General features: G+C 66.2%; 24 protein-coding genes. 10 read left to right on the top strand and 14 right to left on the bottom strand.

Annotated elements, in window-relative coordinates; genetic code table 11:
* Positions 1 to 31: 31 nt before the first annotated feature.
* Positions 32 to 592 (top strand): NUDIX domain-containing protein, encoded by a 561-nt coding sequence (locus C7K55_RS08130; RefSeq protein ID WP_106632238.1) that lies wholly within the window; start codon positions 32 to 34, stop codon positions 590 to 592.
* Positions 592 to 2,079, top strand: coding sequence for an FAD-binding domain-containing protein (locus tag C7K55_RS08125; RefSeq protein ID WP_106632237.1), 1,488 nt, complete (start codon positions 592 to 594; stop codon positions 2,077 to 2,079). The genes C7K55_RS08130 and C7K55_RS08125 overlap by 1 nt, the downstream gene beginning before the upstream one ends.
* Positions 2,080 to 2,094: 15 nt before the next feature.
* On the opposite strand, the gene C7K55_RS08120 is transcribed toward C7K55_RS08125, so the two are convergent.
* On the bottom strand, positions 2,095 to 3,255 hold the full coding sequence (locus tag C7K55_RS08120; RefSeq protein ID WP_106632236.1) for a substrate-binding periplasmic protein: 1,161 nt from the start codon (positions 3,253 to 3,255) through the stop codon (positions 2,095 to 2,097).
* Between the two features lie 34 nt (positions 3,256 to 3,289).
* Positions 3,290 to 4,525 (bottom strand): DegT/DnrJ/EryC1/StrS family aminotransferase, encoded by a 1,236-nt coding sequence (locus C7K55_RS08115; protein WP_106632235.1) that lies wholly within the window; start codon positions 4,523 to 4,525, stop codon positions 3,290 to 3,292.
* Between the two features lie 88 nt (positions 4,526 to 4,613).
* Here C7K55_RS08115 and C7K55_RS08110 point away from each other — a divergent pair, with 88 nt between their 5' ends.
* Positions 4,614 to 5,195, top strand: a complete 582-nt coding sequence (locus C7K55_RS08110; RefSeq protein ID WP_315856780.1) for a hypothetical protein — start codon at positions 4,614 to 4,616, stop codon at positions 5,193 to 5,195.
* On the opposite strand, the gene C7K55_RS08105 is transcribed toward C7K55_RS08110, so the two are convergent.
* On the bottom strand, positions 5,104 to 5,568 hold the full coding sequence (locus C7K55_RS08105; protein WP_106632234.1) for a hypothetical protein: 465 nt from the start codon (positions 5,566 to 5,568) through the stop codon (positions 5,104 to 5,106). The genes C7K55_RS08110 and C7K55_RS08105 overlap by 92 nt on opposite strands.
* Positions 5,562 to 6,398: an FAD-binding domain-containing protein gene (locus tag C7K55_RS08100; RefSeq protein ID WP_106632233.1), complete on the bottom strand. Its 837-nt coding sequence runs from the start codon at positions 6,396 to 6,398 to the stop codon at positions 5,562 to 5,564. The genes C7K55_RS08105 and C7K55_RS08100 overlap by 7 nt, the downstream gene beginning before the upstream one ends.
* Positions 6,399 to 6,424: 26 nt before the next feature.
* On the opposite strand from C7K55_RS08100, the gene fabI reads away from it, so the two are divergent.
* Positions 6,425 to 7,207 carry an enoyl-ACP reductase FabI gene (fabI, locus tag C7K55_RS08095; protein ID WP_106632232.1) on the top strand — a complete coding sequence of 261 codons (783 nt, stop codon included), beginning with the start codon at positions 6,425 to 6,427 and terminating at the stop codon, positions 7,205 to 7,207.
* Positions 7,208 to 7,254: 47 nt separating this feature from the next.
* Complete coding sequence (gene hisB / locus C7K55_RS08090) at positions 7,255 to 7,845, top strand: imidazoleglycerol-phosphate dehydratase HisB (RefSeq protein ID WP_106632323.1); 591 nt, start codon at positions 7,255 to 7,257, stop codon at positions 7,843 to 7,845.
* On the opposite strand, the gene C7K55_RS08085 is transcribed toward hisB, so the two are convergent.
* The 5 genes from C7K55_RS08085 to C7K55_RS08065 form a co-directional block, all read right to left on the bottom strand.
* On the bottom strand, positions 7,842 to 8,675 hold the full coding sequence (locus C7K55_RS08085) for an LpxI family protein (protein WP_106632231.1): 834 nt from the start codon (positions 8,673 to 8,675) through the stop codon (positions 7,842 to 7,844). The two genes, hisB and C7K55_RS08085, sit on opposite strands and share 4 nt — an antisense overlap.
* A 91-nt stretch (positions 8,676 to 8,766) precedes the next feature.
* Positions 8,767 to 10,047 carry a histidine--tRNA ligase gene (gene hisS / locus C7K55_RS08080; RefSeq protein WP_106632230.1) on the bottom strand — a complete coding sequence of 427 codons (1,281 nt, stop codon included), beginning with the start codon at positions 10,045 to 10,047 and terminating at the stop codon, positions 8,767 to 8,769.
* A 39-nt stretch (positions 10,048 to 10,086) separates the two neighbouring features.
* Positions 10,087 to 11,106, bottom strand: a complete 1,020-nt coding sequence (locus C7K55_RS08075; protein WP_106632229.1) for an NAD-dependent epimerase — start codon at positions 11,104 to 11,106, stop codon at positions 10,087 to 10,089.
* Positions 11,103 to 12,047 (bottom strand): UDP-glucuronic acid decarboxylase family protein, encoded by a 945-nt coding sequence (locus C7K55_RS08070; protein WP_106632228.1) that lies wholly within the window; start codon positions 12,045 to 12,047, stop codon positions 11,103 to 11,105. The genes C7K55_RS08075 and C7K55_RS08070 overlap by 4 nt, the downstream gene beginning before the upstream one ends.
* A 3-nt stretch (positions 12,048 to 12,050) precedes the next feature.
* The gene (locus tag C7K55_RS08065) at positions 12,051 to 13,466 is read right to left on the bottom strand and encodes a nucleotide sugar dehydrogenase (RefSeq protein ID WP_106632227.1); all 1,416 of its coding nucleotides are present in this window, start codon (positions 13,464 to 13,466) and stop codon (positions 12,051 to 12,053) included.
* Positions 13,467 to 13,518: 52 nt separating this feature from the next.
* On the opposite strand from C7K55_RS08065, the gene galE reads away from it, so the two are divergent.
* Genes galE through C7K55_RS08040 form a run of 5 tightly spaced genes read left to right on the top strand, consistent with a single transcriptional unit; the run spans position 13,519 to position 19,102 of the window.
* Entirely contained in the window at positions 13,519 to 14,562 is a 1,044-nt protein-coding gene (galE, locus tag C7K55_RS08060; protein WP_106632226.1) for a UDP-glucose 4-epimerase GalE, read from the top strand.
* The gene (selD, locus tag C7K55_RS08055; RefSeq protein WP_106632225.1) at positions 14,552 to 16,633 is read left to right on the top strand and encodes a selenide, water dikinase SelD; all 2,082 of its coding nucleotides are present in this window, start codon (positions 14,552 to 14,554) and stop codon (positions 16,631 to 16,633) included. The genes galE and selD overlap by 11 nt, the downstream gene beginning before the upstream one ends.
* Positions 16,634 to 16,686: 53 nt before the next feature.
* The gene (locus C7K55_RS08050; RefSeq protein ID WP_106632224.1) at positions 16,687 to 17,718 is read left to right on the top strand and encodes a KpsF/GutQ family sugar-phosphate isomerase; all 1,032 of its coding nucleotides are present in this window, start codon (positions 16,687 to 16,689) and stop codon (positions 17,716 to 17,718) included.
* On the top strand, positions 17,715 to 18,545 hold the full coding sequence (kdsA, locus tag C7K55_RS08045) for a 3-deoxy-8-phosphooctulonate synthase (RefSeq protein WP_106632223.1): 831 nt from the start codon (positions 17,715 to 17,717) through the stop codon (positions 18,543 to 18,545). The genes C7K55_RS08050 and kdsA overlap by 4 nt, the downstream gene beginning before the upstream one ends.
* The gene (locus C7K55_RS08040) at positions 18,542 to 19,102 is read left to right on the top strand and encodes a KdsC family phosphatase (protein WP_396094826.1); all 561 of its coding nucleotides are present in this window, start codon (positions 18,542 to 18,544) and stop codon (positions 19,100 to 19,102) included. Before kdsA ends, C7K55_RS08040 begins: the two co-directional genes overlap by 4 nt.
* Here C7K55_RS08040 and kdsB read toward each other — a convergent pair.
* The 5 genes from kdsB to C7K55_RS08015 form a co-directional block, all read right to left on the bottom strand.
* Positions 19,099 to 19,893, bottom strand: a complete 795-nt coding sequence (gene kdsB / locus C7K55_RS08035; RefSeq protein ID WP_106632321.1) for a 3-deoxy-manno-octulosonate cytidylyltransferase — start codon at positions 19,891 to 19,893, stop codon at positions 19,099 to 19,101. The genes C7K55_RS08040 and kdsB overlap by 4 nt on opposite strands.
* Positions 19,894 to 19,935: 42 nt before the next feature.
* The gene (locus C7K55_RS08030; RefSeq protein WP_315856779.1) at positions 19,936 to 21,102 is read right to left on the bottom strand and encodes a tRNA nucleotidyltransferase/poly(A) polymerase family protein; all 1,167 of its coding nucleotides are present in this window, start codon (positions 21,100 to 21,102) and stop codon (positions 19,936 to 19,938) included.
* A 63-nt stretch (positions 21,103 to 21,165) separates the two neighbouring features.
* Positions 21,166 to 23,562, bottom strand: coding sequence for a UvrD-helicase domain-containing protein (locus C7K55_RS08025; RefSeq protein ID WP_106632221.1), 2,397 nt, complete (start codon positions 23,560 to 23,562; stop codon positions 21,166 to 21,168).
* 10 nt (positions 23,563 to 23,572) lie between these two features.
* Positions 23,573 to 24,622, bottom strand: coding sequence for a glycosyltransferase (locus tag C7K55_RS08020; RefSeq protein WP_106632220.1), 1,050 nt, complete (start codon positions 24,620 to 24,622; stop codon positions 23,573 to 23,575).
* A 33-nt stretch (positions 24,623 to 24,655) separates the two neighbouring features.
* On the bottom strand, positions 24,656 to 24,850 hold a 195-nt coding region (locus C7K55_RS08015), incomplete at its 5' end, for a biliverdin-producing heme oxygenase (protein WP_193486235.1).

Below are 24,850 nucleotides of genomic sequence, written 5' to 3'. Positions count from 1 at the left end.
CTGGCCCCACCGACCCGCGACAAGCCCACCCATGGCGCCCCTCCCCGCTCCAGAGCCCTCGCGTCACCTGGAAACCAACGCGGTGCTCGATGCCCGCAAGATCCGCTTTGAGGTAAACCGTGTCGAGCTGCCGATGGGCGTGGTGGGCACTTTTGGCTTGATCCGCCACCCCGGCGCCTCCCTGGCGGTGCCGGTGCTTGACGACGGCCGGGTGGTAGTGCTGCGCCAGTACCGCTTCGCCGTGGCCACCCGCCTGCTGGAATTTCCGGCCGGCACCCTCGATGAAGGCGAAGATCCCCTCAGCACCATGCAGCGAGAGCTGCAGGAGGAGGCCGGCTACAGCGCCAGCCGCTGGGATCCCCTGGGGGCGATGCTGCCCTGCCCGGGCTACTCCGATGAGGTGATTCACCTTTTCCTGGCCCGCGACCTCAGCCCCTTGGCCGAACCGCCCGCCGGCGACGACGACGAAGACCTGGAGGTGCTGCTGATGGAGCCCGGCGAACTGGATGCGGCCCTGGCCAGCGGCGACGAGTACCTCGATGGCAAAAGCGTCACCGCCTGGCTGCGGGCCAAGCAACTGCTGGGGATCTAATGGCTCCGGAGCGCTGGCTGTTTTGGCATCGCCGCGATCTGCGCCTGGCCGACAACCGGGGCCTGGCGGCGGCCGCCGCCGCCACCCCTGCCGTGACCGGGGTGTTCGTGCTGGATCCGGCCATCCTCTCGGATCCCAGCATGGCCCCAGCGAGGCTGTGGTTTCTTTCTGAGAGCCTGCGGGAGCTGCAGCAGGCCTGGCAGCAGGCCGGCAGCACGCTGGTGGTACTGCGAGGTGATCCAGCCGAGCTGCTGCCCCGCCTGGCCGCTGGCCTGGGCGCCGCGGTGGTGGCCTGGAACCGGGACGTGGAACCCTTCGGGCGCGAGCGCGACCGGCGGGTGGCGCGGGCGCTGCAGGCGGATGGCCGCAAGGTGCTGGCCGATTGGGACCAGCTCCTAGTGGCGCCGGAAGCCCTCAAAACAGGCGCTGGCGACCCTTATCGGGTCTACGGGCCCTACTGGCGCAGTTGGCGCCGCTGGGTGGAGGAGGCGAGCGCTACCGGCACAGCAGCCTCGGGTGGCCTGGACCCCCTGCCGCCGCCAAGTGCCCTGATCGATCTTGATCCCGCCCAGCTCGCCGGAGCACTGGCAGACCTACCGCTCACCAACCCGGAGCTGAAGCATGGCTTTTTGGAGCACGGCTTTGGAGGTGCTGAGCTCTGCCCCTGCCGTCCTGGCGAAAAAGCGGCCCAAGAGCAGCTGGCAGCCTTCTGCGATGGCGATAGCCGCTCCATTTCGCTGCTTGGCTACGAACCGGGACGCAACATCCCCGGCGAAGCGGGCACCTCAGGGCTCAGCGCCGCCCTCAAGTTCGGCACGCTCAGCCCCCGCCAGGCCTGGGCCGCCGCCCAGCAGGCCAGGCCGCTGGCCCGCAGCGAGGAGGAGCGGTACTCAATCCAGGTGTGGGAGCAGGAGCTGGCCTGGCGCGAGTTTTACCAGCAGGCACTTTTTTACTTTCCCGAGCTGGCTGAAGGGCCCTACCGGCCCCAGTGGCGCGCCTTCCCCTGGGACAACGACAGCGGCTGGTTTGAAGCCTGGCGCGAGGGACTCACGGGCATGCCGATCATCGATGCCGCCATGCGCCAGCTAAACGAGAGCGGCTGGATGCACAACCGCTGCCGCATGATCGTGGCCTCCTTCCTGGTGAAGGACCTGATCTGCGACTGGCGCTGGGGCGAGGCGGCCTTCATGGCGCGCCTGGTGGATGGCGATCTGGCCGCCAACAACGGCGGCTGGCAGTGGAGCGCCAGCAGCGGCATGGACCCCAAACCGCTGCGCATCTTCAACCCGGCTACCCAGGCAGGCAAGTTTGATCCCGAGGGCACCTACATCCGCACCTGGCTGCCGGAACTGCGGCACGTGGCCACCCGCGACCTGATCAGTGGGGAGATCGCCCCGCTGGAGCGCCGCGGCTACCCGGCGCCTCTGGTGAACCACAAAGTTCAGCAGGCGCGCTTCAAGGCGCTTTACGCCACGATCAAGGGCTAACAAGTAAGCCGGAAATCAGTGATTGTGAGCCGGTTGCCAGCGTTTGAGGGTGCGATCTACCTCTCCTTCGAACTTCAGTTGGGCTAGGGCGACATTGACCTTCTTTAGCGTCTTCTCATCAAGTCTTGCTCCAACAGCAAAAGCCTGTGGAGTGCGGTAGAGCGTTTCACCAACTATTTCATAGTCGTTGGGATGAATTATTTTTCTTTTCATTGTAGCGATGCTGGCTGAGTCGGCAAGAACACTGCCCACATTGCCCTGCTCCAGGCTAGCCACCATGGCGCTAGAGCTATCAAAAGGAACAATCATTTTTAGCTGATCTTCGGCTGTCAAAAATGCATCCGCTGAGCGGTCCAGCCACGCCTGGGCCACGGAGTCGGAGACCACTCCAATCTTGTCCTCGAGAGCTGAGTGCAGGTCCTTCGCATTGCTGATGTCTACTGGTTTGGAGACCTTGAGCACCACGCTGGTGGTTCCAGCCACAAAGATCGAGGTGATCACCAAGCGGACAAAATTATTGAGCGCAATGATCGACATGCTCAATGGTGCGGAGCCCATCTTGTAGATGCCTGTTCCCATGGCAAGCATCATCCAGCCTTTGTAGAAGGTGGCTCGCTTGTTGTCTCCAACAATGTCGCGATGCTGGAACTCTCGCGATGTGATCCAGAGGATCAGAGCGAAGCCAAGGCCGAGACCAATCAGCAGAGCGATCGAGTCTCGGATGATTGCACTGGCCCTTAGATTTTTAATGATTGTGGCAAAGCTGCTTTGTTCGCGTCTAGTCAGGAGTGAGAGCCCGTCGTCGCTGTATGGCGTTGTAAAGGCAGCCTCATACAGCCGGAACGGGGTGATGTTCAGGCACGACACGACCAGATCAACCTGGCCTCTGGCAGCCGCGCGAACTGCCTCATCAGGCTTGCGCAGCGCAACGAAAGTGTGGAGCAGGTCTGCCCTGCTGGCCACCTGGTACCAGACATCAACAGCGCTGCCCTCAAAGCTCCTATTGACCACATCCGAGCAGGGAGCCTGATCATCTACCACGCCGATGCGCAACACATCCTGAGCAGCTGCCGGTGGAGCTAAGCAAAGCACCAATACGCCCAGCAGAAAAAGCCGTCTCTTCCGTAGGCGGAAGGTCCTCTGAATGAGCCATCCCCGGGTCAAGAACCGCTGCATGGCCTGTGGTTAACGCCCATCGAATTTGACCTACTCAGGCCGCAACCGCCGACTGAGCCGCGCCCACCAGCTGACCGAGCACCGCAATCACCTGCTGCTGCTGGTCAACTGAGAGTTCGGGGAAGATCGGCAGGCTGAGAACCTCGGAACAGAGACGCTCAGTGATCGGCAAGGAGCCCGGCCCGTAACCCAGCTCGGCATAGGCCGGCTGGCGGTGGATGGGGATCGGGTAGTAAATGATCGTGCTGACGCCAGCGTTCTGGAGCTGCTGCTTGAGCCAATCCCGGCAGCAGGCTTCCGGCAGGCCGAAGTCGGCGCTGTCGGTGGAAGACACACAGTCCGCCGCTTGGTTAGAGCCATTACAGGCCACAGCGCAAGCTTTCACCCCCGATGGGGTGCCTGGCACCCGCACCACAAACTGATTCCAGCTGTGGCCAGTGAGGCCCGCTTCAGGCAGATGCACGCCCCCAAGGCCTGCCAATTGCTGGCGATACAGGGCCGAGATAGCCCTACGACGATCCACCCAGCGGCCCAGATGGGGCAGCTTCACGGTGAGCACGGCGGCTTGGATGGCGTCAAGGCGGCTGTTGTAGCCCAGGGCGGTGTGCAGATAGCGGCGGGGCATGCCATGCACCGCCAGCTCCCGGATGACCTGGGCCAGCTCGGCATCCCGGCAGGTGATCGCCCCTCCATCGCCAGCGGCGCCAAGATTCTTGGTGGGGAAAAAACTGAAACAGCCCACATCCCCCCAACTGCCCACCGGCCGGCCCGCCCAGCTGGCACCGGTGGCCTGGGCACAATCTTCGACCACCTTGAGGCCATGGCGTTCAGCGATGGCACATACCCGCTCCATGTCCACGGGCCGCCCGAACAGGTGCACAGGCAGCAGGGCCCGGGTGGCCGGCGTGATCGCCGCTTCCAGCTGATCGAGATCGATCAGGTAGCTGCTCTCCTCTACATCCACAAACACCGGCGTGGCGCCCACGGCGCTGATCGCTTCGGCGGTGGCGAAAAAGCTGAAGGAAGCCGTGATCACCTCATCGCCTGGACCGATGCCCAAGCCCCGCAGGGCCAGGATCAGGGCATCGGTGCCGCTGTTGCAGCCGATGGCGTGGGGCACGCCACAGGCCGTGGCGAAGTCGGTTTCAAAGCGGGAGATCGTGGCTCCGCCGATGTACTGACCACTGCGCAAAACCTCGAGCACAGCCTGATCGAGAGCTGCGCCCAGCTCCTGAATCTGCTCGCTGAGGCTGAACGGGGGCACTTGCATGGCAAGCAACTTACGTCGCCCACCACACCATCTCGGGGCCAGGATGCCACTTGATCTTGCAGCAGGCATCCGGCCTGTGCCCCCGATTGTGACCCCATTCCGGAGCCGTCCTGCCCTCGCCACTGCCCTCGCCACTGGCCTGAGCACCGCCTTCGGCGCCGGGCTGCTCAGCGCCTGCGTGCCGGCCCACCGCCACCCCACCTGGGCGATCTATCCGCTGCAGAGGCGGATGGCCCACGACGGCCTAGCCGTGGTGAGTCAGCCCGATGGCTACGGCCTGCACATCTGGATCGACACCGATACCCGCCAGAGCGGGCGCTGCCAACCCCGCTGGAGCGCCGATGCGGCCCGGCTGTTCAACGGCAATGGCACGGCCCCGTTCAGCTCGGGGCTGGCGCCGCGCCAGGAATACTTCCAGGCCGTAGCCCGCCAGGACGTGCGCCGGGCCCTGCGCCAGCAGAGCCAGGCCCTCTGCCTGCAACAGTCCCCGCGCAGCAGCTTCAGCTGGGTGGAGCCCCCCCGCAACGCCGCCGAAATCAAGCCGGAGCCCTACCCGCTGCTGGAGGAAGCCGACCTGCTCAGCGATCCCAACGCTGTGCTGGAGCAGGAGGAGCGGCTGCTGAACCCCGCCCCCACAGCACCGGCTCAGCCCGGCGCCAATAGCGACTGAAGCGGCGCAGATCCAGCGGTTCCGGCAGGGCCACGAAGGGTTCAGGCTCCAGCACCTGCAGCGGTAACTGGGCGGCAATCTGCTCCCGCAACAGCCCAAAGCGCGGATCCACCGCAGCGCTGGTGACCACGCCATCAGCCCCATGGCGGCGAGCGAAGCTCAGCACCTCCTCGACCACGTCGCCGTGGCGCAGGGTCACCGGCAGCTCCAGCAGACACTCGTAGAGAAAGCCCAACCGCTTGAGGCTGAGGCGCTGGGTCTCGATGAGCTCCCGGTCGAACACAAATAGCGCCGGCGCCCCCGGATGGGCCACCAGGGCGGGATTGGCGGGCCCCAGGGCCTCGCCATGGATCCAAAGCACGGGCTTCAGCACGGGCTGGCTCCTGGGAACAGGTGCGCCTGCAACTGCTCGTAGCTGGCCTCAAACGGGCAGGTGCCCTCCGAAGCGGCGGCGCAAGCAGAGCAGTAGCGGCCGGAGCTGAAACGCTCCAGGTTTTCCCGGTTAAACATGTAGGGCTTGCTGCTGAAGCTGGAGGCCACCCACTGCCAGCTGAGGTTGTTGCTGGCCGGATCGCCATCGAGCAGATGCTGCAGAAACCAGCGGGCACCCGCCTGCCACTGGATCAGCCGCCAGTGCACCACGTAGGCCGCAAGCCACATACGGGCGTGGTTGTGCAGCCAGCCGGTGTGGATCAGTTCACTGGCGAAGCCATCCATGCAGGCCAGGCCGGTGCGGGCCTCGAGCAGATCGTCCGGCAGCGCGGCGGCGTAGCGCTCGGGGGGATGGCCGGTCTTGAGCGGCTCCTGGTCGCGCCAGATGCCATCGCCCAGCTGGCGCCAGAGCCGCTGCCAGTAGTCGCGCCAGCCCAGCTCGTTGATTAATTTTTGGGCCGCTACCGGCGGCTGGCCGCTGCGCGCCAGCCAGGCGAACACAGCCTCACGCACCTCCACCAGGCTGAGCACGCCGTGGCGGATATGGGGCGACAGGCGCGTCACCGCCCCATCGAGGTGGTTGCGGCTGCGGCCATAAGCGGCCGGATCGATGGCAGCCAGGGCCGCTTCAGCCGCCCGGCGCCCGCCCTGAATGGGACTCAACCCACCTGGGGCCTGGGGAAACAGCTGGCGCAGGGTCGCCTCCATCCCATCGCGGCTGGCGAACTGGCGGGGCAGATCGCCGGGTGGGAGAGAATCGCCCGATCGCATCGTTCCGGCTCCCGGCCACTGCTCCCATGCTCCTCGATTTGCGCGGCAAAAAGGCCCTGGTTACCGGCATCGCCAATAACAAATCGATCGCCTGGGGCATCGCCCAGCAGCTGCATGCCGCCGGGGCTGAGCTGGGAGTGACCTATCTGCCCGATGAGAAGGGCCGCTTCGAGGGCAAGGTGCGCGAGCTCACCGCGCCGCTGGCCCCCAGCCTGTTTGAACCCCTCAACGTGCAGGACTCCGCCCAAATCGAAGCCGTGTTTGCGCGGGTGAAGGAGCAATGGAGCTCGATCGACGTGCTGGTGCACTGCCTGGCCTTCGCCGGCAAGGAGGAGCTGATCGGCGACTATTCCGCCATCAGCCCCGAGGGCTTCGCCCGGGCCCTGGAGGTGAGCGCCTACTCCCTGGCGCCCCTGTGCCGCTGGGCCAAGCCGCTCTTCAACGAAGGCGGCAGCGTCATCACGCTGAGCTATCTGGGGGCTGAGCGGGCCATCCCCAACTACAACGTGATGGGCGTGGCCAAGGCAGCCCTGGAGGCCTCGGTGCGCTACTTGGCGGCTGAGCTTGGCCCCGAGAAGCAGGTGCGCGTCAACGCCATCAGCGCCGGACCGATCCGCACCCTGGCCAGCAGCGCCATCGGCGGCATCCTCGACATGATCCACAACGTGGAAGCGAAAGCGCCCCTGCAGCGCACCGTTACCCAGGAGGAAGTGGGCAGCACCGCCGCCTTCCTGGCCAGCCCCCTGGCCTCCGGCATCACCGGCCAGGTGATCTATGTGGACGCCGGCTACTGCATCACGGGGATGTGAGCGGCACACTGAGCCAAGAGTCCAAGCAGGCCCAGGAGGGCAACCCCATGCGTACCGGCACCATCCACCGCGTCACCGGCGAAACCGACGTGCGCGTGACGCTGGGGCTCGATGGCAGCGGCTGCTGCACGGTGAACACCGGCGTGCCCTTCCTTGACCACATGCTCCACCAGATCAGTAGCCACGGCCTGATCGACCTGGAGATCAAGGCGCTGGGGGACACCCATATCGACGATCATCACACCAACGAAGACGTTGGCATTGCCGTGGGCCAGGCCCTGGCCCTGGCCCTGGGCGAGCGGCGCGGCATCCACCGCTTCGGCCACTTCGTGGCGCCGCTGGATGAGGCCTTGGTGCAGGTGGTCCTCGACTGCAGCGGCCGGCCCCACCTCAGCTACGGGCTAAAGATCCCGGCCCAGAAGATTGGCTGCTACGACACCGAGCTGGTGAAGGAGTTCTTCGTGGCGGTGGCCAACAACAGTGGCCTCACCCTGCACATTCGCCAGCTGGATGGGGTGAACTCCCACCACATCGTGGAGGCCTGCTTCAAGGCGTTCGCCCGGTCTCTGCGCCAGGCGACGGAGCTCGATCCGCGCCGGGCGGGTGCGGTCCCGAGCAGCAAGGGTGTGCTGGCTTAGGCCTGATCAGGCTCCCGCGACCATAAAAACAGCCCCAGCCTCTCGGCGTCCGCCATCGTTTGCTCAGCATCCAGCAACAGGGCACTGCGGGCTTCCCAGGCGATGCCTGCCAACCCCGCTGCCGCGGCCTTGGCCACGGTGGTGGGACCGATGCCGGGGAGGTCCATGCGCCGGTCCTGGTTGAGCTTGGGGGCCTTGTAGAGCACCCCGGTGCGTCCCGTCTCCGGCCGATCGGTGCGGGTGGCAGCCACCCACTCGAGCATGGCGTCGGTGCCGGGCAGGGCTTCGGTGGCCAGGCACAGCCCCTTGGCCACCACCGCTCCCTGGCCCACGTCCACCTGGGAGATGGCCTCCACGATGTATGCGGCGCGCTCCACATCGGCGCGGTCCAGATCGCTGGGCACGGTGCTGGCATACAAGCCTGGCTCCGGCAGCAGATTTGGCGCCACATCTTCGATGCCCACCACCTTCAGGCCGTGCTCCTCGATGATCTGGGCCAGGGCCCGCAGGGAGGCGTCATCGCCATTGCGCAGCGACGCCAGGATGCGGGGAGCGGCCATCAAGGTGGAGCCTTCAAAGCGCAGCAGGTTGAGCGAGCGCGGCCGCACAAACTTGCCCACCATCACGATCTGCTTGATGCCTCGCTGCTGCAGCGACTTGATGAAGGCGATCGAGCGCTCGAAGAAAAACTCCTCAGCCGCCGGCACTTCCACCTCCAGACCGTGGGGGTAGCAGGCGATATGGGTCCGCCCCGCACGGCTGAGAGCCTCCGAGAGCATCCGAGGCAACACGCCCTCACCAGCAATGATCGCGACGGTCGGATCACCCATCAGGGCCGGGCTTGCTTCACATAAGGGTCAAAACACAGTCAAAGGCCCAACACCCGGGAGTGGCCTGCTCTGGTGGACAGGTCCTGTGGCGTCATGGCCTCGGCGGGCCCGCTGCGAGGGCCACAAGGAGGGCTTCAGGAGTGAGCCGCTTATCGACCTGCTCGCCGCCATCGACCCGCAGATCCTTGAGCCCCACCACCCCGTCTAGCGCCTCCTGCTCGCCGATTACCGCCGCCCAACGGGCCCCGGAACGGTCGGCCCGCTTGAACTGCTTACCGAAGGCCGCGCCACTGGCATCCCTCTCCACAGCCAGTCCAGCCTGGCGGCAGCGCCGTGCCAGGGCCAGGGCCAGCGCTGCCGCGGCCTCGCCACGGCTAACCACATAGAGATCGAGGGCTGGGGCGGCAGCCACCGAAGCTTCGTTCTGGCTGAGCAGCAACACCAGCCGCTCCATCCCGAGGGCCCAGCCGATCGCCGGCGTGGCCGGCCCGCCTAGCTGCTGCACCAGGCCGTCGTAGCGGCCACCACCGCACACGGTGGCCTGCGCCCCCAGCTGGCTGCTGGTGATCTCAAAGGCGGTGTGGCTGTAGTAATCGAGGCCGCGCACCAGCCGGGGGTTGAGCACAAAGGGGATCCCCAGGGCCTTGAGGGACTGCTGCACCGCCGCAAAGCGGGCCTGGCTCGCGTCGCTGAGAGCGGACGCCAGGCTGGGGGCCTCCGCCAGCAAAGCCTGGGTATCGGGGTTCTTGGAATCGAGCACCCGCAGGGGGTTGCTGTGGATGCGGGCCTGGGAATCGGCATCGAGCTGGCCTCGCCGCTGCTCCAGCCAAGCCACCAGCAGCTCGCGGTAGCGGGCCCGGTCTTCGCTGCTACCGAGGGAATTGAGCTGCAGCTCCAGCCCGCCCACCCCCAGCTCGGCCAGCAGATCCCAGGCCACGGCAATGGCCTCCACGTCACTGCAGGCATCGGCAAAACCGAGCAGCTCCAGTCCGATCTGGTGGAACTGACGCAGCCGGCCCGCCTGGGGGCGCTCGTAGCGAAACATCGGCCCGCCATACCAGAGGCGCTGGGGGCCCTGGCTCAGCAGGCCGTGCTGGATCGCCGCCCGCACCACCGACGCCGTGCCCTCCGGCCGCAGGGTGCAGCTGCGCTCACCCCGGTCGAGAAAGGTGTACATCTCTTTGCCCACCACGTCGGTGGCCTCGCCGATGCCGCGGGCAAACAGCTCGGTGACCTCCAGCAGGGGGGTGCGGATCTCAGTGATGGCACTGCGGCGGAAGTGCTCGCGGGCCGTGGCTTCCACGTGCTGCCACAGGCGAATCTGCTCTGGCAGCAGATCGGCCATGCCACGCAGGCTCTGCAGCGATGCCAAACCGAAAGCAGCAAGTTGGGTGAGTCTGCCTGCCGGCGCTCAGGCGTAGCTGGCTTGATACCAACGGGCGAAGCGTTCAACCCCCACCTCGATCGAGGTGGAGGGACTGAAGCCCACCCAGGCCTCGAGCAAGCTCGTATCGGCGGCGGTGGCCTCCACATCGCCGGGCTGCATCGGCTGCAGGTCGCGGATCGCCGGCCGACCCAGCGCCTGCTCCAGCAATTCAATGAAGCGGAGCAGCTCCACCGGCTCGCTGTTGCCGATGTTGAACAAGCGATGCGGGGCCCAGCTGGTGGCAGGGTCTGGAGCCGCGGAGTCAAACCTGGGATCGGCGCTGGCCGGCTTATCGGCGCAGGCAATCACCCCGGTCACGATGTCGTCGATGTAGGTAAAATCGCGGCGCATGCGCCCCTGGTTGAACACCCGGATCGGCTCCCCCGCCAGGATCGCCTTGGCAAACAACATCGGCGCCATGTCGGGCCGGCCCCAGGGGCCGTACACGGTGAAAAAGCGCAGCCCCGTAGCCGGCAGCCCATAAAGGTGGCTGTAGGTGTGGGCCATCAATTCATTGGCTTTCTTAGTTGCCGCGTACAGGCTCACCGGATGGTTCACGGACTGATGTTCCGTGAACGGCAGGTTGGTATTGCCGCCATACACCGAGCTACTGGAGGCGTACACCAGATGCACAACGCCGTGGTGGCGGCAGCCTTCGAGGATTGCGCCAAACCCCACCAGGTTGCTCTGCAAGTAAGCACCAGGATTTTCGAGGGAGTAACGCACCCCGGCCTGGGCGGCCAAGTGAATCACCAGTCGGGGTCGGTCGCGGGCGAAGAGATCCGCGATGGCAGATCCATCCTCCAGCTCCAGACGCTGAAAGCTCCAGGACTCCCTGGGGGCAGAGGCCTCGATCCGGCTCAGCCGGGCCTCCTTCAAGGCAGGGTCGTAGTAACTGTTGAGGTTATCGATCCCCACCACCCGTTCACCCCGGGCCAAAAGCCGCTCACACACCGCCGCACCGATAAAGCCGGCCGCACCGGTAACCAACACGGGGCGACTCATCGATTCAACATCTCCCGGAAGTAGGCAATCGTGGGCTCCAGCCCCTGCTCCAGCGGCACCGTCGGCTGCCAGCCCAGCTCCCGCTGCGCCAGCTCGATCACCGGTTGACGTTGCAGGGGATCATCCGCCGGCAGCGGCTGACAGGTGAGCGGCAAGTCGGGGTTGATGCGCGCGCGCACCAGCTCGGCCAGCTGGCGGATCGTGAATTCACCGGGGTTGCCGATATTCATCGGGCCGGTGTGGCCGCCGTTCATCAGCCGGATCAGGCCCTCCACCAGATCATCCACATAACAAAAGCTGCGGGTCTGGCTGCCATCGCCATAGAGGGTGAGCGGTTGGCCTTTAAGGGCCTGCACGATGAAGTTGCTCACCACCCGGCCGTCGTCGGGCAGCATTCTTGGACCGTAGGTGTTGAAGATCCGCGCCACCCGGATCTCCACCCCATGCATGCGCCGGTAGTCGAAGCACAGCGTTTCGGCGATCCGCTTGCCCTCGTCGTAGCAGCTGCGGATGCCAATCGTGTTCACACAGCCCCGGTAGCTCTCGGGCTGGGGGTGCACCTCCGGATCGCCATAAACCTCACTGGTGCTGGCCAGCAGCAGCCGCGCCCCCACCCGCCTCGCCAGGCCCAGCATGTTGTAGGTGCCCAGGAAGCTGGTTTTGGCGGTTTTGATCGGGTTGTGCTGGTAGTGCACCGGTGAGGCCGGGCAGGCCAGGTGCCAGATCCGGTCCACCTCCAGCCGGATCGGCTCGGTGACGTCATGGCGGATCAGCTCAAAGCGCGGGTGGCCAATCCACTGGGCCACATTCGCCTTACGGCCAGTGAAAAAGTTGTCGAGGCAGATCACCTCCTCGCCAGCTTCAATCAGCCGGTCCACCAGGTGCGAACCCACAAAACCGGCACCGCCGGTGATCAGGTTGCGGGGGGGAGAGGCGGGCATGGCTCAGCCCTCCCCCACGGTCCACACCTGCAGACCCGCAGCACGGGCTAAGGCGCCGTCGGCCTTGGCGCGAGCATCAAACAGCCAGGCCGGCTGGCGCATTACGGCCGCCACCGCCGGCCAGTCGATCACAGCAAACTGCTGCCACTCGGTGAGCAGCAGCAGGGCATCGGCGCCGCTGGCCGCCTGCAGCACCTCCGGCACCCGCTGCCAGCTGCCATCTCCGTCGCCCTCGCCAGCGCCGGCCGGTTGACCCAGATCCTTAGCCATCTGGCTCTCGCTCACCTTGGGATCGACGATCTGCAGCACCGCTCCCTCCTCTAGCAGTTCCCGGCAGATCCGGATCGCCGGCGACTCCCGCGTGTCGTTCGTATCGGCCTTGAACGCAAACCCCAGCACGCCGATCCGCTTGCCGCTCACCGTGCCAAACAGATTGCTGATCACCAGCCGGGCTATGCGCTGCTGCTGCCAGTGGTTCAGCGTCACCACCTGCTCCCAGTAGGCCGCCACCTCCTCCAGCCCGTAGTGGCGGCACAGGTACACCAAATTCAAGATGTCCTTCTTAAAGCAGCTGCCGCCAAAGCCAGGACCCGCCTGCAGAAACTTCTCGCCAATGCGGCTGTCGGCGCCAATCGCCCGGGCCACCTCGCGCACGTTGGCGCCAGTGGCCTCACAAAACGCCGCAATGCTGTTGATCGAGCTGATCCGCTGCGCCAAAAAGGCATTAGCCGTGAGCTTGGAGAGCTCGCTGCTCCAGAGGTTGGTGCGCAGGATCTTCTGGGGCGCCACCCAGTGGCCGTAAATCGCCGCCAGGGCCTCGATCGCCTCGGGGTCCTGGCCACCGATCAGCACCCGATCTGGCTTCTCCAGATCGGCAATAGCTGTGCCCTCCGCCAGGAACTCCGGGTTGGAGAGCACCGAAAAGCTCTTGGCCGGCTGGGTTTCGCTTACACCACTGCCCTCAGATGCGGAGAGGATCTGCTGAATCACCTCAGCGGTGCGCACCGGCAGCGTGCTCTTCTCCACCACGATCGTGTGACCCTGGGCAGCTTTTGCCACCGTGCGGGCACTCGCCTCCACCCACTTCAGGTCGCTGGCCTGGCCGGCACCCAGGCCTTTCGTTTTGGTGGGGGTGTTCACCGAGATGAACACCAGATCCGCCGCAGCGATTGCCTCCTCCACAGCCGTGGAAAAGTGCAAATTGCGGCCCCGCGCCCGGCCCACAACCGCATCGAGACCCGGCTCATACACCGGCAGGCGGCTTAGATCGGCGCTATTCCAGGCTGCAATCCGCTCAGCGCTGAGGTCCACCACAGTCACCTGCACATCCGGGCAGCGATCTGCAATCACCGCCATCGTCGGCCCACCCACATAGCCCGCTCCAATGCAGCAGATGGAGCGGATAGTGGACAATCCCATGGAATTCACATAGCCACAACGAGAGACTATTCCTTAAGCACGAATTACCTCCATGGCCCACCTGTTGATCACCGGAGGTGCTGGCTTCATCGGCACCCACACCTGTCTGGTGCTGCTGGAGGCAGGCCACAACTTGGTGGTGCTGGACAACTTTGACAACAGCTCTCGGGAAAGCCTGAAGCGCGTGCTGGAACTCGCCGGCCCCTCAGCAGCCGGCCGGCTGCAGGTGGTGGAGGGCGACATTCGCTCCGCTGGAGATCTAGAGCGGGCCTTCAAGGCGACCCCGACCGGCCGGCCAATCACAGCCGTGGTCCACTTCGCCGGACTCAAGGCGGTGGGTGAATCGTTGCGTGAGCCCCTGCGTTACTGGGACGTGAACCTCTGTGGCTCGCGCCAGCTGCTGCAGGTGATGCAGGCCCATGGGTGCCGCAACCTGGTGTTCAGCAGCAGCGCCACCCTCTACGGCATGCCGGAGCTAGTACCGATCCCTGAAAGCGCACCAATCCAGCCGATCAACCCCTACGGCCACAGCAAAGCCGCCGTGGAACAGCTGCTAGCCGACCTAGTCGCCAGTGAGCCCGGCTGGCGCATCGCCCGGCTGCGCTACTTCAATCCGGTGGGAGCCCACCCCAGTGGGCGCATCGGCGAAGACCCCAGGGGCATACCCAACAACCTGTTCCCCTTTGTGAGCCAGGTGGCGGTGGGGCGTCGCGACTGCCTGCAGGTGTTTGGCGGCGACTGGCCCACCCCCGATGGCAGCGGCGTCCGCGATTACATACATGTGATGGACCTCGCTGAGGGGCACCGGGCCGCCTTGGACGTGCTGCTGGCCGAGCCCCCCCAGCTGCTCAGCCTCAACCTGGGCAGCGGCCAGGGCCACTCGGTGCTGGATGTGGTGAGGGCCTTTGAGCTCGCCAGTCGCCGTTCAGTTCCGTACGCCGTTGTGGAAAGGCGAGACGGAGACGCCGCCAGCACCGTGGCCGATCCGCGCCTGGCAACTGAACGGCTCAGCTGGAGCACCCGCCGCTCCCTGGAGGAGATGTGCCGCGACGGCTGGGCCTGGCAGCAGGCCAATCCCGAAGGTTATGGCAGCTGAAGCAAGGCTGGTGCTCGCCGGTGGCGGCCATAGCCACGCCCTGGTGCTGCGTATGTGGGCCATGGACCGGCAGCGGCCAGCCGCCTGGATCACCCTGGTGAGCCGCCACAGCACCGCCCTCTACTCGGGCATGGTGCCGGGGCTGGTCGCCGGTCTTTATGAGCCAGCCGCCTGCGCCATCGACCTACGCCGCCTTTGCCTGCTGGCGGGGGTGACCTTCGTACAGGCAGAGATCACGGCGATTGATCCCGAGGGTCGGGAGCTGGCACTGGCGGGGCGGCCCAACCTGCGCTGGGACTGGCTCAGCCTCGATGTGGGCGCAGAAACCGGCGTCGCAAACCATGCAGCCATGGCGGTAAAGCCCCTGGAGCCCTTTTTGCTCTGGTGCAGCCAGCCCAAATCAGGCAGCGTTCGCATCCAGGGTGGCGGCGCCGCGGCCGTAGAGGTGGCCCTGGCGCTTCGGGCGAGGGGCCAGCAGCCCAGGCTGCAGCTGCGCGGCAGCCAGCTGAATCTGGGCTCAAAGGCAGCCAACAAATTGGGGGAGCAGCTACTGGAAAGCGCCGGCATTGCCATCGAGGCCAACTGCCCGGATGACGCCGCCGCCGACCTGGCCTGCACTGGCAGCCGCGCACCCCGCTGGCTCACCGCCTCAGGCCTGGCCTGCAACAGCGAGGGGCGCCTGCTCACTGAGGCCAGCCTGCAGGTATGGCGACAGCCAAGGCTGTTCGCCAGCGGCGACTGCGGCGTGATCGCCAGCAGGCCCAGGCCCGCCTCCGGTGTCTGGGCTGTGCGCTGCGCCCAAACCCTGGTCCACAATTTGAAGGCAGTGGTTGCAGGCCGCGAGCTGCGAACCTGGCGGCCCCAGCGCTGGGCGCTGCAGCTGCTGGGCGATGGCAGCAACACGAGGCCCCAGGCGGTGGCCTTCTGGGGTCCATGGGCCCTGGGCCCCAGCCCGCTGCTGTGGCGCTGGAAGCAGACCGTGGATCGGCGCTTCATGGCCGGCTTCAGCGAGCTGAAGGCCATGGGCCTAGATGGGGGCGCAGCGATGGCCTGCCGGGGCTGCGCCGCCAAATTGGCCGCCAGCCCCCTGCAAGACGCCCTGACACGCAATGGCCTCGGAGGCGGCACCCCTGGCAGCGCCGAGGACGCCGCGGTGATCGCCCAGGCAGGCGATGGGTCCCTGCTGCTGCAGAGCGTCGATGGCTTTCCGGCGCTGGTAGCCGATGCCTGGCTCAATGCCCGGCTCACCACCCTGCATGCCTGCAGTGATCTCTGGGCCAGTGGCGCCCAGGTGGAAAGCCTGCAAGCGGTGGTCACCCTGCCGGAGCTAGCTACCGCCCTGCAGGCAGATCTGCTCAGCGACACCCTGGCCGGCATCCAATCGGTGCTGCAACCGCTCGGAGCCCGCCTGATCGGCGGCCACAGCCTGGAGGCCCGCGACAGTCAATCCAACCCGGCCAACCCCGCAGGCCTGAGCTTGGTGCTGAGCGTGAACGGCAGGGCACCCGCTGGGCGGCACTGGGGCAAGGGGCCCTTACGCAGCGGCGATGGGCTGCTGCTATGCCGGCCCATCGGCACGGGGGTGCTGTTTGCCGCGGCCATGACTGGAGCGGCCCAGCCCCAGTGGATAGACGCCGCCCTAGCCCAGATGCAGCAATGCCAGGCAAGCCTGGTGGAGCTGCTAAGCCGCCGCGGTTGCCGCGCCTGCACCGACGTGACCGGCTTCGGGCTGTTGGGCCATCTGGGCGAAATGCTGGCCGCCAGCCCAGAAAACTGCCATGTGACGCTGGCGGCAGCAGCTATACCGGCCCTGCCCGGGGCCTTACCGCTGCTGAGCGCAGGCTGGGCCAGCAGCCTGGCCCCTTCTAATGCCAGCGCCCTGGCCCTACTGGAGGAGCGGATTCAACTCCAGGGGCAAACCGATGCAGCTCATCAAGCCCTGCTGATTGATCCCCAGACCTGCGGCCCGCTGCTGGCGGCGATTCCAGGCGACCAGCTGGCAGCAGCCCTTAGCGATCTGCAGCAGGCAGGCTTTGGCGAAGCCGCTGTGATCGGCCGGGTGCACACCTAAACGACGACGCGCCGAACCGCCAGCGAGAATGGGGAATCTGCGAGACCGGCATCTTGTCTGCCCTCACCCGCTGCCTGGAGGAAGAGGCTGCTGCCATAGCAGCTGCTGCCCAGCGCCTCAGCAGCAGCCAGGTGGAGGCCGCTCTGGAACTGCTGGAGGGGTGCCGCCAACGCCGGGCCAAGCTTGTGCTTACCGGCGTGGGCAAGAGCGGCATTGTTGCCCGCAAGATCGCTGCCACCTTTTCTTCAATCGGCCTTACGGCCGTATTTCTCAATCCGGTCGATGCCCTGCACGGCGATCTCGGCATCGTGGCGGCCGACGACGTCGCCCTGCTGCTCTCGAACAGCGGTGAAACAGAGGAGTTGCTGGCGATCCTGCCCCACCTGCGCCGCCGCGGCACGGCCCGGATCGCCCTGGTGGGCCGCCTGGCATCCAGCCTGGCTACTGGCTGCGATGTAGTGCTGGATGGCTCGGTAGATCGGGAGGTTTGCCCGCTAAACCTGGCTCCCACGGCCAGCACGGCGGTAGCTATGGCGATTGGCGACGCCCTGGCGGCAGTGTGGATGGAGCGGGCAGGCATCTCGCCCGAAGACTTCGCCATCAACCATCCAGCCGGCTCCCTAGGCCGCCAGCTCACCCTCACCGTGGCCGATCTGATGGTGCCGGCAACAGCGCTGGAGGGGCTCTCTCCCGAGGCGCCCCTGGCCGAGGTGATCGGCCGGCTCACCGAAGGCAGCAACGGCAAGGGCAGTCTTGGGGCCGCCTGGGTGCGGGCCGGCGCAAACCCCGAACTGATGGCCGGGCTGATCACAGACGGCGACCTGCGCCGCAGCTTGCAGCATCATGCCCCCGAGGAGTGGGCTGACCTCCGCGCCGGCTCCATGGCCACTGCTAACCCGATCACGGTGACGCCAGAGGTGCTCGCTGTAGAAGCTCTAAAAGTGATGGAACGCAACCCCCACCAGGCAATTTCAGTGCTGCCAGTTGTGGATCCCGCCCAGCCTCGCCTGTTGCTCGGCCTGCTACGGCTGCACGATCTGGTGCAGGCTGGGTTTACCACCAGTACCGCCGCGGAGCGCCCATGACGGCCATTCCCTTCACCTTGATCGCCGGGCCCTGTGTAATCGAAAGCCGCGATTTGGTGCTTCAGATCGCCGAGCAGGTGAGCACGATCTGCGCTCGAGTCGGCATCCGCTACATCTTCAAAGCCAGCTTCGACAAAGCCAACCGCAGCTCCGGCAAGTCGTTTCGCGGCCCGGGCCCCGATGAGGGGCTGAAGATCCTGCAGGAGGTGGGCCAGAGCTTCGGGGTGCCCGTGCTCACCGACATCCACGAGAGCTGTCAGGCGGCGGCAGCGGCCCAGGCCGTGGATGTGCTGCAGATCCCCGCCTTTCTCTGCCGTCAGACCGACCTGCTCGAAGCCGCCGCCAAGGCCGTGGCCGGCACCAGCAAGGTGGTGAACGTCAAAAAGGGGCAGTTTCTGGCGCCCTGGGACATGGCCCAGGTGGTGAACAAGATGCAGGAATGCGGGCTAGATCCCGCCAGCGGCCGCCTATGGCTCACCGAGCGAGGCACCAGTTTTGGCTACAACACCCTTGTGGTCGACTACCGCAGCTTCCCCCAGCTCCAAGCCCTGGGTTGCCCGGTGATCTTCGATGCCACCCACGCCGTGCAGCAGCCCGGCGGCCGTGGCACCAGCACCGGCGGGCAGCGGGAGTTTGTGGCACCGCTTGCCAGAGCTGCAGTCGCCGTGGGGGTGGACGGTTTGTTCATGGAGACCCATCCAGACCCCGACAACGCCCTCAGCGACGGGCCAAACATGGTGCCGCTGCACCGGCTCGAGGCCCTGCTCAGCCAGCTGCTGGCCCTGCGTCAAGTAGTGGCAGCGGGTGTGGCCCCAAGCAGCCTGTGATCCGCCAGCTGCTGCAACGAACCCTGCTGCGGCGCCGGGATCTTGCGGCGATCGAACTGCTGGTTTGTGACGTTGACGGTGTGCTCACCGATGGCGGCTTGCACTACGACGAGCAGGGCCAGGTGGTGAAGCGCTTCGACGTGCGCGACGGCCTGGCGATCCGGATGCTGCAGCGAGCAGGCATTGAGGTGGCCTTTCTCAGCGGCGGGCGCAGCGGCGCCATCGAGCAGCGGGCCCGACATCTGCACGTCAATCACTGTCTGGTGGGCGTCGGCGACAAGCTCAGCGCCCTAAGCCAGCTCCAGGCCCACCTGCAGCTGGAGCGCCAGCAAACCGCCTTCATCGGCGACGACCTCAACGACCTAACAGTGCGCCCGGCTACTGGTCTGCTGATCTGCCCCGCCGACGGCGCCCGGGGCCTGCGCCGCCAGGCCGACTGGGTGCTGCACCGCCGGGGGGGGGATGGGGCCGTGCGTGAACTAGCTGAAGCCCTGCTGCAGCAGCGGGGGCTGTTGCAAAGCCTCAACCGCGAGGGCTGGCGAGAAGGCAACGCCTAGGCGCCGGCCAACTCAGCGCGAGCAATGGTCCGGGCCTGCTCCAGCTGCTCCGGGGTATCCACCGAGAGGCAGTCATGCGCCACCTCGTAGGTGAGCAGGGGAATGCCGGCGTCGATAAGCCGCAACTGCTCCAACTTCTCCAGGTCTTCGAGCAGGGAATGGGGCAGCGCCGCCCAGCCAGCCAACACGTCGGCCCGATAGCCGTAGAGGCCCACATGGCCCCAATAGGTGCTGTGCTGAGCCCACTGCTCGGGAGGCACCCCGCGCAAATGGGGCAGGGCACTGCGGGAGAAGGTAATGGCGCGACCGTCGCGGGCCCGCAGCACCTTCACCACATTGGGATCGTGCAACTTGTCAGCGGTAAGGGGATAGACGGGCGTGAGCACCGGCGGCCGCTGCAGCTGGGCAAACTGAGCCGCCATCGCCTCGATGATCGCCGGATCCAGCAGCGGCTGGTCGCCCTGCACGTTGATCACCAGGGTTTCATCAAAATCAGAGGCCCCGCCCCCCGCAGCAGCCACCAGCTCCGCCACCACGCTGGCCAGGCGTTCACTGCCCGAGCTGCAATGGGGCGAGGTCATCAGCACCGGAAAGCCCCAGCCTTCGGCAAAAGAGCGCACCTGGTCGCTGTCTGTGCACACCACCACGGCCGCCAGACCCTGGGCCTGCCGGCAGCGCTCCAACACATGCTGGAGCACGGGCTTGCCGGCAATATCGGCGAGCAGCTTGCCTGGGAGCCGCGCCGATTCCAGCCGGGCCGGTACGGCCACCACCACTCGGGGAGCAGACATCTGATCAGTCATCCGCCCACGCTAACGAGGGGTCTGCGGCACTCAGATCCGCTCCAAGCGCAGCCGCTCGGCCCGCAGCTCCCTCAGCCTCTGGCCCAACTCGGGGCCTTGCCGCATGCCAGCTGCCAGCAGATCAGCGGCGCTGAGCTCGGCCTTGACCTGGCGCCAGCGCAGCAGCCAGCGCAGCAGGGGCCGGCGCGGGCCACTGCCACAGGCCAGGGCCAGGGCCACCGCTTCTGGACTGCAGCCAGAAGCCTCCAGCAGGGCGCACCAGTGCTCGGGCAGCGCCAGAGAGCCCTCCAGCTGCTGCGCCACCAGCCGGCGCCGCAACTCCAACCATTGCGCTAGCAGGCGGTGCTGGCGGTGGGGCAACTGCAGCCGCTCCGCCAGGGCGAGGGGTTGGCGCGCTCCCGCCACCAGGGCCACCAGCAGCGGCAACCCCAGCCGAGCAGCCCAGCGCAGCCGCCGCGGCCACTGCGTATCCGCCTGCAGCTCCGGATCAAGCAGCGCCAGAGCGCCCCAGCGCTGCAGTGCCCCCAGAGCTGCCAGCCAGGGCTCGCGCTCCAGAAGCAACTCCAGCTCCATCCGCAGGCGCGTGCCCAGGGCTGACGGTGCTTGAGCTGGCGCATCACCCTGGCGCCAAGGCCAAGGCCACTGCGCCAGGGTAGCTGCGGCCTGATCGGCGCTAGCTCCGTCAAGCTCCAGCCCCAGCCGCGCCGCATAGCGGGCGCCGCGCACCAGCCGGGTGGGATCGTCGCGAACGCTGCCGTGATGCAAAAAGCGCAGCTGGCGCAGCTCCAGATCGGCCTGGCCTCCATGGGGATCGAGCAGGGTGCCGCTGACCAGATCCAAGGCCATGGCGTTGACGCTGAAATCACGCCTGGCCAGGTCATCGGCCAGAGAGCCGAAGCTCACCTGAGGATTTTCGGCTGGCACCGGGTAGGTCTCGCAGCGGGCGGTGGCCACATCCAGCAGCACCTGCTGGCCGTCCAAGTTGAGTTCGAGCTCAACGGTGCCGTAAGCGCCGTGCTCCTGGCAGCGCTGCACCACAGCCTCACCCAGCTGGCCAGCCAAGGCGTCAACCAACTCCTTAACCAGCTCTGAAGCCCGGCCCTGCACCACGAGGTCCAGATCGGGCAGACCCCGCCAGGGATCGTTATGCACCCGGTGCAGCAATAAATCCCGCACCCCTCCACCGACCAATGCCACCGGCCCAACCCCTGACCGGCTCAGGGCTGTCAGCAGGGGCGCTGGAATGCCAGGGATTTCCACCTAGACGGGCTCGATCGGCGCCAGGCGCGGGTCAAGGATTTTGGGCCCCATCCCCTGAAATTTCACAGCAATCGACACCTTCTCACCACTGCCAAACAAGTGGGTCACCTGACCTTCGCCAAAGCTGCTGTGGCGCAGCCGATCCCCCACCGCCCAGGTTTTGGTGGCCGCCCGGCGCCGCACCGCATTGGCGGGAGCACCGGCCGCACCGCCGCCAGCTACCTGGCGTGAATCCTCGCGATCCACGCGGGTGAGCCGATCCAGGCGCTGCTCACGGCGAATGGAAGCTCCACCGCTGTGGGGAATGTCCCCCTGGATCAGGGCGCTGGGCAGCTCCGAAAGAAACACCGAGGGCACCGCCGGCTCGCGCATACCACCCCAAAGCCGCCGCTCACTGGCATGAGATAGAAACAGCCGCTCTTTGGCCCGGGTGAGGCCCACATAGCAGAGGCGGCGCTCCTCCTCGAGAGCCGAGGGGTCTTCCAAGGAGCGATAGCTGGGGAAGAGACCCTGCTCCATTCCCACCAGATACACCACCGGAAATTCCAAGCCCTTACTGGCATGCAGGGTCATCAGGGTGACGCGGTCCTGCTCGGTGTCCTTACTGTCAGCGTCGCTAGCCAGAGCCGCCGAAGCCAGGAAATCCTCCAGGGAACCCTCCTCGTTTTCCTCCTGGTATTGCAAGGCAGCATTCACCAGCTCATTGAGGTTGCGGCGCCGGTCTTCGGCTTCATCGGTGCCTTCGGTGATCAACTCAGCCACGTAGCCGCTCTGCTCCATCACCCGCTGCACCAATTCAGAAGGGGCGATGTCTTGAGCACAGGCCTGGAGGCCGTTGATCAACTCGCAAAACTGCAGCAACCCCTTGGCCGAGCGGCCGCCCAAAGAACGCACTGCTTCTGCATCACGAACCACTTCCCAGAGGGGAATGCCGAGCTGGTTTGAGGCGTCGGTGAGTCGCTCGATCGTGGTTTTACCGATGCCGCGCTTGGGGGTATTGAGCACCCGCAACAGGCTGACGGTGTCAGCGGGGTTGACCAGCAGCTTGAGGTAGGCGAGCACATCCTTGATCTCGCGCCGGTCGTAGAAGCGCAGCCCCCCCACCACGATGTAGGGGATGCCCCAGCGCACCAGCGACTCCTCCATCGCCCGCGACTGGGCATTGGTGCGATACAACACCGCCATATCGCCCCAGCTGAGATCGGGGTGGGCGGCTTCAAGCATGCGCATGCGGTGCACCACAGCCTCGGCCTCGGCGATCTCGTCATCGCAGCGGGTGAGAGAGATCAATTCACCCTCACCTCGGGTGGGCCGCAGCACCTTGTCGATCCGCTCGGAATTGTGGGCGATCAGGGCATTAGCCGCCTCCAGAATCGTGGCGGTGGAGCGGTAATTCTCCTCCAGCTTCACCATCGTGGCGGTGGTCTCACTGGCGGCCCCGTCACCGAAGTCATCCTGAAAGCCCATCAGGATCGTGAAATCGGCGGCGCGGAAGCTGTAGATGCTCTGGTCCGCGTCACCCACCACAAACACCGAGCGCCCATCCCAGTCGTCGTAGTCGGAGGGTTCGCGACCGTTGGTCACCAGCAGCTTGATTAGGTCGTACTGGGTGCGGTTGGTGTCCTGGTATTCATCCACCAGCACATGACGAAAGCGCCGGTGCCAGTAGTTGCGGATCTGCTCGTTCTGGCGCAGCAGCTGCACCGGCAGCAGCAGCAGGTCGTCGAAATCGAGGGCGTTGTTGGCAGCCAGGGCGCGCCGGTAGCGCCGGTAGGTCTCCGCCATCAACTTGCCCCGCTGGCCGCCGGCATCGGCTTCCAACTGCTCGGGCATCCAGCCCTGGTTCTTAGCGTTGCTGATCGCCCAGCGCACCTTCTTGGGCTCAAAGCGCTTGGGATCTAGCTGCAGCTCCTGGGTGACGATCTCCTTAATCAAGCTCTGAACATCGTTCTCGTCGTAGATCGAGAACTGGCGCGTCCAGCTGAGCCCTTCGGGATCCTTGAACTTGTCGATGTCGAAGCGCAGCAGCCGGGCAAACAGGGCATGGAAGGTGCCGATCCACAGCTCCTTGATCACCTCGCGGTAAATGCGCGAGCGCAGCTGGCGCTGCTCCACCGCCGGCAGGGTGCTCCAGGGCTGGCCAAACTGGCTCTGGGCCAGCTTCTGGGCCAGCAGCAGCTCCAGCCGCTCCTTCATCTCGCGGGCCGCCTTGTTGGTGAAGGTGACGGCGAGCAGATGGGCCGGATCGGCGCCGTGGTGGCCGATCAGGTGGGCGATGCGGTGGGTGAGGGCGCGGGTTTTGCCGCTACCCGCACCGGCCACCACCAGCAGCGGACCGGTGTGGTGGTCCACCGCCTTGCGCTGGGCGTCGTTGAGGCCGGCTAGAAATGCGCTCATTCCTGAGACCCTAGGCAAGGCGACGGGCCAACCTCTGCCGCCAGCGCTCCAAGCGCAGCTGGAGCAGAGAAGGGGGCCGCAGGGGCGGCTCACCGGCCTGCAGCCGATCGATGTGGATGTTGATCGCGTCCAGGGCCTGGCGCCAGCGCTGGCGCAGCCGCGGTTCACTGAGCTCATCAAGCAGCTCTTCCAAGCGGCGTGGCGCAGGCAGCCAGGCGGCTGGATCGGCCACCGCCGCAGCGATCCGCTCCCCGTCGGCGGCCAGGCTGCCCATACCGATCTGGTGGGCCAAGCCCCCGGGGTCCAGGTTGTCAGCCAGGGCGTGGTTGAGGCTGCTGAACAGCACGCAGCCACAGGCCAGGGCCTCGATCGGCGGCAGACCAAAGCCTTCGCTCACACCACTGCAGCGCCAGTGGTCTGCGGAGTCGTAAACAACCACCTTGGCGCTGTTGAACAGCCCCACCAGATCTTCCACCCAGCCGTCCTGCACCAGCACGGTGAGCCCGCGGGCCCGCAGGGCTGGCACCAGCTGCTCCAGCACGTAGGTGCTGGTCTTGCGCCGCTGGATCAGCACATCAATCGAGCGGCCGCTCGGCGCCGGCTCAGCGCCGCAGTTGTGGGGGCGATCACCGCGGGCGATCCAACTGGCCTCCAGGGCGTTGGGCACCAGGAACAGCGGATTGCGGCTGGCCCATTGGCCCCAGTAGCCCAGGGTGTTGCGACTCACTGCCAGCACCGGCACCCCGGGTGGCAAGCGGAAGCCGTAGCCGCTGCTATGAGCGTGGTAAGCCACCGGCCGGCCCCGCAACGCCCGCAACTGGCGGGGCACATCAAAGCCCCAGCTCACGATCCACAGGGAGTCGGTGGCGGCAGAGCTGCCTAGGGGTTCAGCCCGTAGCAGATCAACCAGGTAGGGCAGTCCAGGCTCCCGCTGCCGATAGGTGACCAGTTCTGTTGGCACCAGTTCTGCCAGCAGCCGGGCCGTCTGCTGCTCCACCAGCAGGCCACCGCAGCGGTAGCGACCGCTGGTGCCAGGCACCAAAAAGCGAAGGGGGCGCAAGACACTCAGAGGCTGCGGCCCGCCAACTCTGGCTCAGGCCGCCGCCACTTCCGTGCTGCCCGAACGCTGACGCCGGGTAAGGAAGCCAAACAACACCTTGCCAATGGCGGCGATCAGATTGCCTTCCAGTTCCTGGAACATGGTCATGTTGAGGTGGAAGGCGTGGTTGGCCTCCTCCACAATGCGATCGGCCATGGCTTGGTCGATCGGCAGGGCGTCGAGGGTGGT

It is taken from the genome of Cyanobium usitatum str. Tous, from assembly GCF_003011885.1.
Lineage (GTDB): Bacteria > Cyanobacteriota > Cyanobacteriia > PCC-6307 > Cyanobiaceae > Cyanobium_A > Cyanobium_A usitatum.
Note: the sequence above shows the minus strand (reverse complement) of the source record. Positions and strands in the feature narration are given on the sequence as shown.

Excerpts from the sequence above, each read along its gene's own strand:
- C7K55_RS08130 (WP_106632238.1), top strand. The coding sequence starts at position 32 with ATGGCGCCCCTCCCCGCTCCAGAGCCCTCGCGTCACCTGGAAACCAAC.
- C7K55_RS08125 (WP_106632237.1), top strand. The coding sequence starts at position 592 with ATGGCTCCGGAGCGCTGGCTGTTTTGGCATCGCCGCGATCTGCGCCTG.
- C7K55_RS08120 (WP_106632236.1), bottom strand. The coding sequence starts at position 3,255 with ATGCAGCGGTTCTTGACCCGGGGATGGCTCATTCAGAGGACCTTCCGC.
- C7K55_RS08115 (WP_106632235.1), bottom strand. The coding sequence starts at position 4,525 with ATGCAAGTGCCCCCGTTCAGCCTCAGCGAGCAGATTCAGGAGCTGGGC.
- C7K55_RS08100 (WP_106632233.1), bottom strand. The coding sequence starts at position 6,398 with ATGCGATCGGGCGATTCTCTCCCACCCGGCGATCTGCCCCGCCAGTTC.
- fabI (WP_106632232.1), top strand. The coding sequence starts at position 6,425 with ATGCTCCTCGATTTGCGCGGCAAAAAGGCCCTGGTTACCGGCATCGCC.
- hisB (WP_106632323.1), top strand. The coding sequence starts at position 7,255 with ATGCGTACCGGCACCATCCACCGCGTCACCGGCGAAACCGACGTGCGC.
- C7K55_RS08085 (WP_106632231.1), bottom strand. The coding sequence starts at position 8,675 with ATGGGTGATCCGACCGTCGCGATCATTGCTGGTGAGGGCGTGTTGCCT.
- C7K55_RS08075 (WP_106632229.1), bottom strand. The coding sequence starts at position 11,106 with ATGAGTCGCCCCGTGTTGGTTACCGGTGCGGCCGGCTTTATCGGTGCG.
- C7K55_RS08070 (WP_106632228.1), bottom strand. The coding sequence starts at position 12,047 with ATGCCCGCCTCTCCCCCCCGCAACCTGATCACCGGCGGTGCCGGTTTT.
- C7K55_RS08065 (WP_106632227.1), bottom strand. The coding sequence starts at position 13,466 with ATGGGATTGTCCACTATCCGCTCCATCTGCTGCATTGGAGCGGGCTAT.
- galE (WP_106632226.1), top strand. The coding sequence starts at position 13,519 with ATGGCCCACCTGTTGATCACCGGAGGTGCTGGCTTCATCGGCACCCAC.
- selD (WP_106632225.1), top strand. The coding sequence starts at position 14,552 with ATGGCAGCTGAAGCAAGGCTGGTGCTCGCCGGTGGCGGCCATAGCCAC.
- kdsA (WP_106632223.1), top strand. The coding sequence starts at position 17,715 with ATGACGGCCATTCCCTTCACCTTGATCGCCGGGCCCTGTGTAATCGAA.
- kdsB (WP_106632321.1), bottom strand. The coding sequence starts at position 19,893 with ATGTCTGCTCCCCGAGTGGTGGTGGCCGTACCGGCCCGGCTGGAATCG.
- C7K55_RS08025 (WP_106632221.1), bottom strand. The coding sequence starts at position 23,562 with ATGAGCGCATTTCTAGCCGGCCTCAACGACGCCCAGCGCAAGGCGGTG.